The organism is Pseudarthrobacter sp. NamB4 (assembly GCF_005796185.1).
In the GTDB taxonomy this organism is placed as follows: domain Bacteria; phylum Actinomycetota; class Actinomycetes; order Actinomycetales; family Micrococcaceae; genus Arthrobacter.
This window is the reverse complement of record NZ_VAHM01000010.1, coordinates 147034-154515: the sequence shown is the minus strand read 5'-3', so window position 1 is coordinate 154515 and position 7482 is coordinate 147034. Positions and strand designations below refer to the sequence as shown.

Annotated in this window: 4 protein-coding genes; all 4 read left to right on the top strand. The window is 59.2% G+C overall.

All coding sequences use genetic code 11. The annotated features are described in order from the left end of the window. Positions 1-239: 239 nt before the first annotated feature. The 4 genes from FDW81_RS11515 to FDW81_RS11500 all read left to right on the top strand — a co-directional run bounded on the left by FDW81_RS11515 (position 240) and on the right by FDW81_RS11500 (position 7419). On the top strand, positions 240-2246 hold the full coding sequence (locus tag FDW81_RS11515) for a glycosyl hydrolase family 28-related protein (protein ID WP_171027187.1): 2007 nt from the start codon (positions 240-242) through the stop codon (positions 2244-2246). A gap of 49 nt (positions 2247-2295) precedes the next feature. Continuing rightward, positions 2296-2862, top strand: a complete 567-nt coding sequence (locus FDW81_RS11510; RefSeq protein WP_240720209.1) for a YdcF family protein — start codon at positions 2296-2298, stop codon at positions 2860-2862. A 405-nt stretch (positions 2863-3267) separates the two neighbouring features. Further along, positions 3268-4401, top strand: a complete 1134-nt coding sequence (gene wecB / locus FDW81_RS11505) for a non-hydrolyzing UDP-N-acetylglucosamine 2-epimerase (protein ID WP_240720207.1) — start codon at positions 3268-3270, stop codon at positions 4399-4401. A 96-nt stretch (positions 4402-4497) separates the two neighbouring features. Next, on the top strand, positions 4498-7419 hold the full coding sequence (locus FDW81_RS11500) for a heparinase II/III family protein (protein ID WP_138134316.1): 2922 nt from the start codon (positions 4498-4500) through the stop codon (positions 7417-7419). The last annotated feature ends 63 nt before the right edge of the window (positions 7420-7482 follow it).

Below are 7482 nucleotides of genomic sequence, written 5' to 3'. Positions count from 1 at the left end.
ACTCCATGGCGTGAGTCAGGCCCCCGTTGGACGCCTCCCCGCCCAGCTTGTTCCGGAAAATGTCCGCCAGCAGCGCAGCGGCCAACTCGGTGTGTCTACCTTCCAGCATGAGTACCTGTCCGAACGGACCAGTACTCCCGGCAATTTAAACGCGTAGCCTACACGCTAGTTTCAGGGTTTCCCAATACATAGCTTCTACACCAGGGCGCTCCCAGGTTCTCGCCAATGGAGGTGTAGTCGTGTCTAGGCTCAACAGAATAACCAAACAACTGGCCCTCGAAGCCACCGCTGGAATAGAACGGCGCGGACTTCTCAGGCTGGGAACACTGGTGACAGCACTTACGGGTGCATCAGCCATCACAGCTGTCAGCGCACAGGGCGCCAACGCCGCGGCAGATGACAGGAATCAAACCACGTATGTTCCCACAGCGGAAAAGGGAGCAGCCTCGGGAGTGGCAACCCTTGATCCGGGGGCGAAGATCCCAACATCACAACTGCCCGACCTCTCCACTACCTACGTGGCCAAAGGAAACCTCGCCTTCATCGCCAAAGATTTCGGCGCCGTCGGGAACGGCACCACTGACGACACAGCAGCCTGCCAAGCCGCCATCAACGCCGCAGTTGGCACCACCGTGCGATTCACATCCGGCACGTACAAAGTCAGCCAACTCTCGATTGCCAGCAACACCACGCTCGTCATCGACGCCGGAGCGGTCATCGTCCACTCAAACCCAGGCGCAGTCCTGAAGGCCAGCGGCACGCAGGACACCCGTAAATCACTCCTCACGGCCAACTCCCCCGGCGGCTCGTACACAGTGACAGTTCCCGGGCACGGCCTGCAGCCCGGTGACATCTTCCGGCTCGCCTCCAACGCAGTTTTTGATACCTACTCAACCAGCGTGAAATACGGTGAGCTTTGCGTCGTGGCGTCCGTGGCCGGGGACGCAATTACGACGAGCGCGCCAATTTCCGGCTCCACTTACGCGGTTGCAGACGCTGCCTATGTCCAGAAAATCAGCCCCGTGAGGAACGTGACCATTCTTGGCCCCGGCGCTATCCGGGGAATGCGGTCAGCGGCCATGGGCCAATACGGTATCGACGTAATGATGGGCAACAACGTCCGCATATCCGGTGTGACAATCGAAAACGTTGACCGACGCCACATCTACTTCTCCGACTGCATCAACGCGTGGGCTGAACGTTGCACCCTCAAATGGGCGGTGGACAACACTATGGCCTACGCCATTTCAATTGCCAATGCGTCACATGACTGCGGCGCCCGCTATAACGACATTGACTACGTCCGCCACGCGTTCACCACCAACAACGAAACGGCCTACCCCGGGATTCCGCGGCGAATACTGTTCAGCCACAATACTGTCCGCAGTACATCCACCGCACTCGCTGGCTCGAAAGGCGGAGGTGATGCCATCGACACCCACACGGCAGCCGAAGATATCTGGATTGAACGCAACAGTGTCCTAAGTTCCAGCGGCCAGGGCATCAACTTCGAGGCCCGGTCCGGGCACATCGTGGGCAACAAGGTCAAGAACACAGTGTCCAACGGCATCAGCGTGCATAACGAATCCGACCTGCCAGGCAGAATCAATGTCACCGACAACGAAGTCCGCCACAGCGGCAGCGCGGCCATCCATGTGCGGTCAGGGGCGCGTGGAACCAAGGCAGTGTACGAATACATCAATGTATCGAACAACGTCGTAGCCGATATCACCGGCAACGGAGTTGTCATCGGAGGCACCTCGGCCACCACCGGACCTGAACTGGGGGTGACAGCAATTGGTAATACGGCGATCCGGGTTGGCGGCAACTATGCCTGCCTGATAACAAATGCACGGGGCGTGTCGGCGGCGCACAACAAGGGGATTGAAGGCACCACCACCGTTTCAGTAACCGATCTAGCTCCTTCCTCCGGAGACGATCCGGGCTACCTGCACCGGGTTCTTTCCGCCGACACTGTCACTGTGACCCCCACCGCCAGATACGTGGTCCTTGACACCGAATCAGGCGCAGTCACCGATAACCTGCTCAAAATCAACGGGGGATCAAAAGGTCAAATAATCACCATCAGGACGCTGGCCAACGCGCGGGATATAAAAGTGCTAGGAACCGGCAACATACGCACCGTTTCTGCTTTCACCCTGGACTCAGGTAGGGACTCGATCACTTTAGGTTTTGACGGAACAAACTGGGTGGAGCAGGCACGATCGGATTTCCCCGCCGCCTAATGCACCAGGTGGGTTCGGCCGCGGACATGAACTCGTGGCACACTGGACCGTGCCTGATTCCGTAGCCTTCGTGCTGTTCGCGCGCCGCATGTTCGCCGCGGTTTGGGTGGCCTTGGTGCTGTGGTTGATCATGGCCTTCCAGCTGTTCTATAACGTCCAGCATCCGCCGCCCACGAGGACGGACGCGGTGATCATGCTTGGAGGCGCCAGCACGGAGCGTCTTCCCGTGGCTCAACGACTACAAGAATCTCTTGATATCCCAGTGCTTGTGGTTTCGCACACGGACACCCCGGGAAACGCCACTGCGGATGCTCTGTGCCACACGAATTCCCTCCGCCCTGACGGGCTGCTTTGCCTGACGCTAGACGAAAAGGACACCCGAGGGGAGGCGCGTGCCCTCAGTGACCTGGTAGCCGCCGAAGGCTGGACCACTATTACCGTGGTTACGTCGCGCTACCACATGGCGCGCGCGGGGCTGCTGATCGGTCAGTGCACCACAGCACACGTTGAATTGCTCGGGTCAACTCCGGACTTCAACCTGAAACAATGGGTGGACAGGTTTGTGGTGGAGACCGGCGGCCTGTTGGATGTAACACTGCGGCCGGAATGCCGGTGACGTTCGCCGTGGCGGGAATTCCACAGCCAGCATAAATCCAAGTGCAGGGAGGAGTGAATAACAGATGGTGACTGCCAACCCCCCGGAGCCGATTGCACCTGCTCCCAGGCATATGCGCTCACGGCGTCTCCGCCGGGAAACTCCAACCTCCCCGCCGCTCCGCACCCCGGTTTCCCAAACTGATCCAAGTCCACTCGTTCGTAGAAAAACCAGCCACCGGAGCAAACGCATCGTGGCACTGATCCTAGTGACTCTGGTCGCCATCAGCATTCCTGTGCTCGCGTTTGCTTTGATCTTTATCACCTGACACCAGGTGAACCTCAACGAATACGTCCCCGAAGTGCGTTTGCTGTAGCATCAGGGCGTTACTCACATCCTTTCTTGGGGGAATCCTTGCCTACAGTCATGCCTATCTACGGCACCCGTCCAGAAGCCATCAAAATGGCACCCATCATCACCGCCCTGCAGGAATCCCCTGACTTCGACTGCACGGTGACGGTGACCGGGCAGCACCGGGAAATGCTGGACCAGGTCAACGAACTGTTTGGCATCGTTCCGCACCACGACCTCAACATCCTGCAGCAGCGACAGTCCTTGTCCGCCATCATGACCCGCACCATTGACGGCCTGGACAAGCTCTTCACGGCCAGCAAGTCTGACGCGGTCATCGTTCAGGGCGACACAACAACGTCAACAGCCGGTGCCATCGCCGCCTTCTACCACGGCATTCCCGTTGTTCACGTCGAAGCCGGGCTGCGCAGCGGCAATCTATTCTCCCCCTTCCCGGAGGAAGCAAATCGGAAAATCACCAGCCAGATCGCCAGCCTCCACTTGGCCCCCACTAGCACCAGCAAGGCCAACCTCCTGGCCGAGGGCATTACGGAGGGTGACATCGTGGTCACGGGTAACACCGTTATCGACGCGCTCATGACAACCGTCAACAAGCCTATCCCCTTCTGGGACCCGCAGCTCGAGGAGCTGGCTGCCAGCGGCCGGAAGATTCTGCTGGTAACCACCCACCGCCGCGAAAACCAGGGTGACGCGATGCGCGGAATGGGGCGCGCACTGGCCCGGATTGCCGACGCGGAACCTGAACTGACCATCGTGTTGCCTGCGCACCGGAATCCTGTAGTCCGTGAAGCCGTCCTTCCCGCCATCGAGGGAAGGAGCAATGTGATCGTAACGGAGCCGCTGTCATATGGGGAGTTCACCCGCATGCTCTCCCTGTCACATGTTGTGCTGACCGACTCCGGCGGGGTCCAGGAAGAAGCGCCAAGCCTGGGCAAGCCGGTGCTGGTCATGCGGGACAATACTGAACGGCCCGAAGCAGTCCACGCCGGTACGGTGGCACTGATTGGCACCGACGAAGAACGCATCTTCAAAGAGGTGGACCGCCTGCTGAACGACCAAACGCATTTCGATGCAATGGCCAACGCAGTCAACCCCTATGGTGATGGATTGGCGGCAGAGCGGACCGTGGCAGCTGTGGCCGAACTGCTCGGCGTGGGTTCGCGGATACAGGAATTTCTCGGTTCCTGACAGACGGGAACCACCTGCCGAATGTTGCGTAACTGTTCGTTGCCGCGGGCCCCGCACGTTTCCAGTCGGCCTTGCCCCCAAGGGGAAAGGAACTAAATGACCACCCATTCAGTAGATTTCGACGCTGTTCGACGGCAAACTTTCGGCGGGATGTTTGATCGAAGTGCACGGGACCGTGCAGCGGCGGACGAGATCCTCAGCGGCAAAATAACTCTCCGCCCACATCCTGTCTGGGAGTTTGACGACGACGTCGACTGGCAGGCGAATCCTTTTGGGCAGCGCAACTGGCAGGCGCAACTGCAGATGTTGCGGTGGCTGGAACCGGTGCGCCGTGTGGCCATGGACGGTGACGAGAAAGCCCGTCAGTTCTGGATCCGCATGTGCAAATCCTGGGTGGCGGGCAATCCTTCCTCCGGCTATCAGCCCAAGGATGCCCACGGCGGGGCGAGTTATGCGTGGGCAGACATGGTGGAGGCCATGCGTGCCCTTGTTTTGACCTTCGGGCTGCCCCTGGTCGAAGAGGATGACCGGACGTGGCTCCTGGATTCCATCGTCGAGCACGGGACCTGGCTCGCCGATCCGAAGCACCTAGGACATTCGAACCACGCCCTCCACCAGCATCAGGCGCTGTTCGTTATCGGCCTTGTACTGGGCCACAACAGTTGGACACAGCTTGCCATCCAGCGCCTGACGGAACTCTTCGAGGAAAACTACGATGACGAAGGCGTTAACGTCGAAGGTGCCATCGCCTACCACAAGAACAACCTGATCTGGTGGGAACAAGCCTTCAAACGGCTGGACGTCGAAGGAATTCCCCGGCCCGCATCCGCGTCCAGGCTGGAACTCGCGCACCTCCAATTGGCCCATGCAACCAAGCCCGACGGTACCTTCGAACTCATCGGCGACACAGAACTCAACGGACCAACAGGACTTTCCTCACCCGAACTGGACTATGTCCGGACAGAGGGTGCCATGGGGCAACCGCCTTCCGACCTGACCAAGATCTACCGCCAGGGCTACGTCTTTGGGCGGAGCGGATGGGGAGACCACGAACGCGACTTCAGAAAAGAAACCTTCTACTCCCTGTCTTTCGGCAAGGCTAACCGGGTCCACGGCCATCAGGACGGCGCCTCCCTCACTCTTCACTCCAACGGCCATCCCTGGCTCATCGATGCCGGGAAATATGCCTACAAGCAGGACGCAATGCGGGACTACTGCCTCTCCCGCCTTGGGCACAACGTCGTCCACATAGACGGCCGGACGTACGACCGAAAAGCCGACGTCGCCCTGGTCCGCTCGTACACGAGCGACGAAGTAGACGACTTTACTTTTGTGGATTCGGGATACCAGGACGTCAAGCTGAACCGGCGTGTTGTCTACTGCCGCGGCGGCGAGTTCCTTGTGGTGATAGACAGCGTTTTCAGCAAGGAAGAAATAACGGCAAGCCAGCGGTGGCACATCGACGCCGAAACAGAGGTGGACCCGGTGCCCGGCGGATTCCAGCTGACAAAAAGTGACGCGTCAGCCTGGATCCTCTGGAAGGGAAACATGCCTGCCTTGTCCATTATCAGCGGGTCCGAAGAACCCTTCGACGGGTGGATGGCACGCGAGTGGATGGACAAGAAGGCAAGCCCGGTCATCACCGCTTCACAAACCGGCCTGCGGTTCAGGTTCATCACCGTCATCGCATCACCTGCGTCCGGTCAGTTCTCGCTGCAGAAGCTTCAGGCTTCCGCCGGACGCATGTCCGTAACCGCCCAGTCCGGCAGGCACCAGTTCAATCTGGCAGTGGACGAGGACGGAGCGCGGGTAACCCTCGGGGATGAAAGCGACAAGCCGCCGGCCGTTCAGGATGTGAAGTCCGCCTGGCTGAAAACTCTGGATTTGTGCCGGGAAGCAGAAGTAGCCTGGACCGCCCCAAAGCCCGCGGAGGGCACCTTCCGAACCAGCTACTGGGACAGGCTGAAGACCTGGATCGAGGACCAACCCAACCGCAGGAGTGCCCGGCTGGAGGCACTGGGGATCCTTTTGGATCTGCTGCTGGACGTACCCGCCGATTCAGGGGACGACCAGGGCCTCCGCGCGGCCGTGGTCGACGTGCTCGGAACAGACTTGGGTAAAGAGGTGGGCCTGGCTCCCCCGGATGTGGGCATTCTGCGTGAACCATTGCTTGCCTGGAGCGGCGGGGCGGAGCTCCATTCGAAAACGTACAAATGTGATATCCGAACCATTAAAACGGTTGACGAGATCGTCCTGAATGACGGCGAGTCAGCCGCCATCTTTGCTGCGAGCCGAGGAGGACTTGTTCTGCCCTTCGCTGTTGGCCGCGGATCGACAGATCTCCTGACGGTTCGATTTCACGGGGCCATCAACAGAACCAAGACCACCCTTCCCTTTTTCCAAGGCCTGACGTCCGAGGCCGCAGGAAATGACAACTACGCGTTATTCCAGGATCCGTCCCTGGACCTCAACAAGAGCATGACGTTGGCGTGGTATCTGGGAGACGGCACCACTGATATCCACCGGTACATGGCTGAATGCATTTCAAAAATACAGTCGGAAACCGGCGCGGCCCGTGTGCTGCTGTCCGGCAGTTCCGGCGGCGGATTCGCGGCCATGCAGGTTGCGTCCTACCTCCCGGACTCCGTTGCCCTGGTCTTCAATCCGCAAACTGATGTCAAGGAGTATTTCCGTACCAGCGCAGATACCGCCCTTGCCAGTTGCCTTCAGGAAAATGGCGGCACTGACGGGCCCATGGACTTTAGCAAGTCCACCTCGGTGATTTCAAATTACTCAATGCTGGAGAAGCTGCCGCAGGTGCTTTACGTGCAAAATACCGGCGACAAACATCACGTCCTCAAGCATCGTGACCCGTTTCTGAAGATGCTTGAATCTGAACACGAGAACTATAGCGACCGGATCAAGTTCATTGACGTTGATTGGGGAGCCGGCCATGTAGCGGCCACAGCGGAACTTCAAGCCAAATACCGCGGCGAGGCCCTCAATGCCTTTCAGTAACCACCTCTTACAGAACCTCTCCGCCCCTCACGTGGACAACTGTGCAAATCCATCAAAGGACAA

Coding starts and splice junctions, on each gene's coding strand:
- wecB (WP_240720207.1), top strand. CDS start 3,268: ATGCCTATCTACGGCACCCGTCCAGAAGCCATCAAAATGGCACCCATC.
- FDW81_RS11500 (WP_138134316.1), top strand. CDS start 4,498: ATGACCACCCATTCAGTAGATTTCGACGCTGTTCGACGGCAAACTTTC.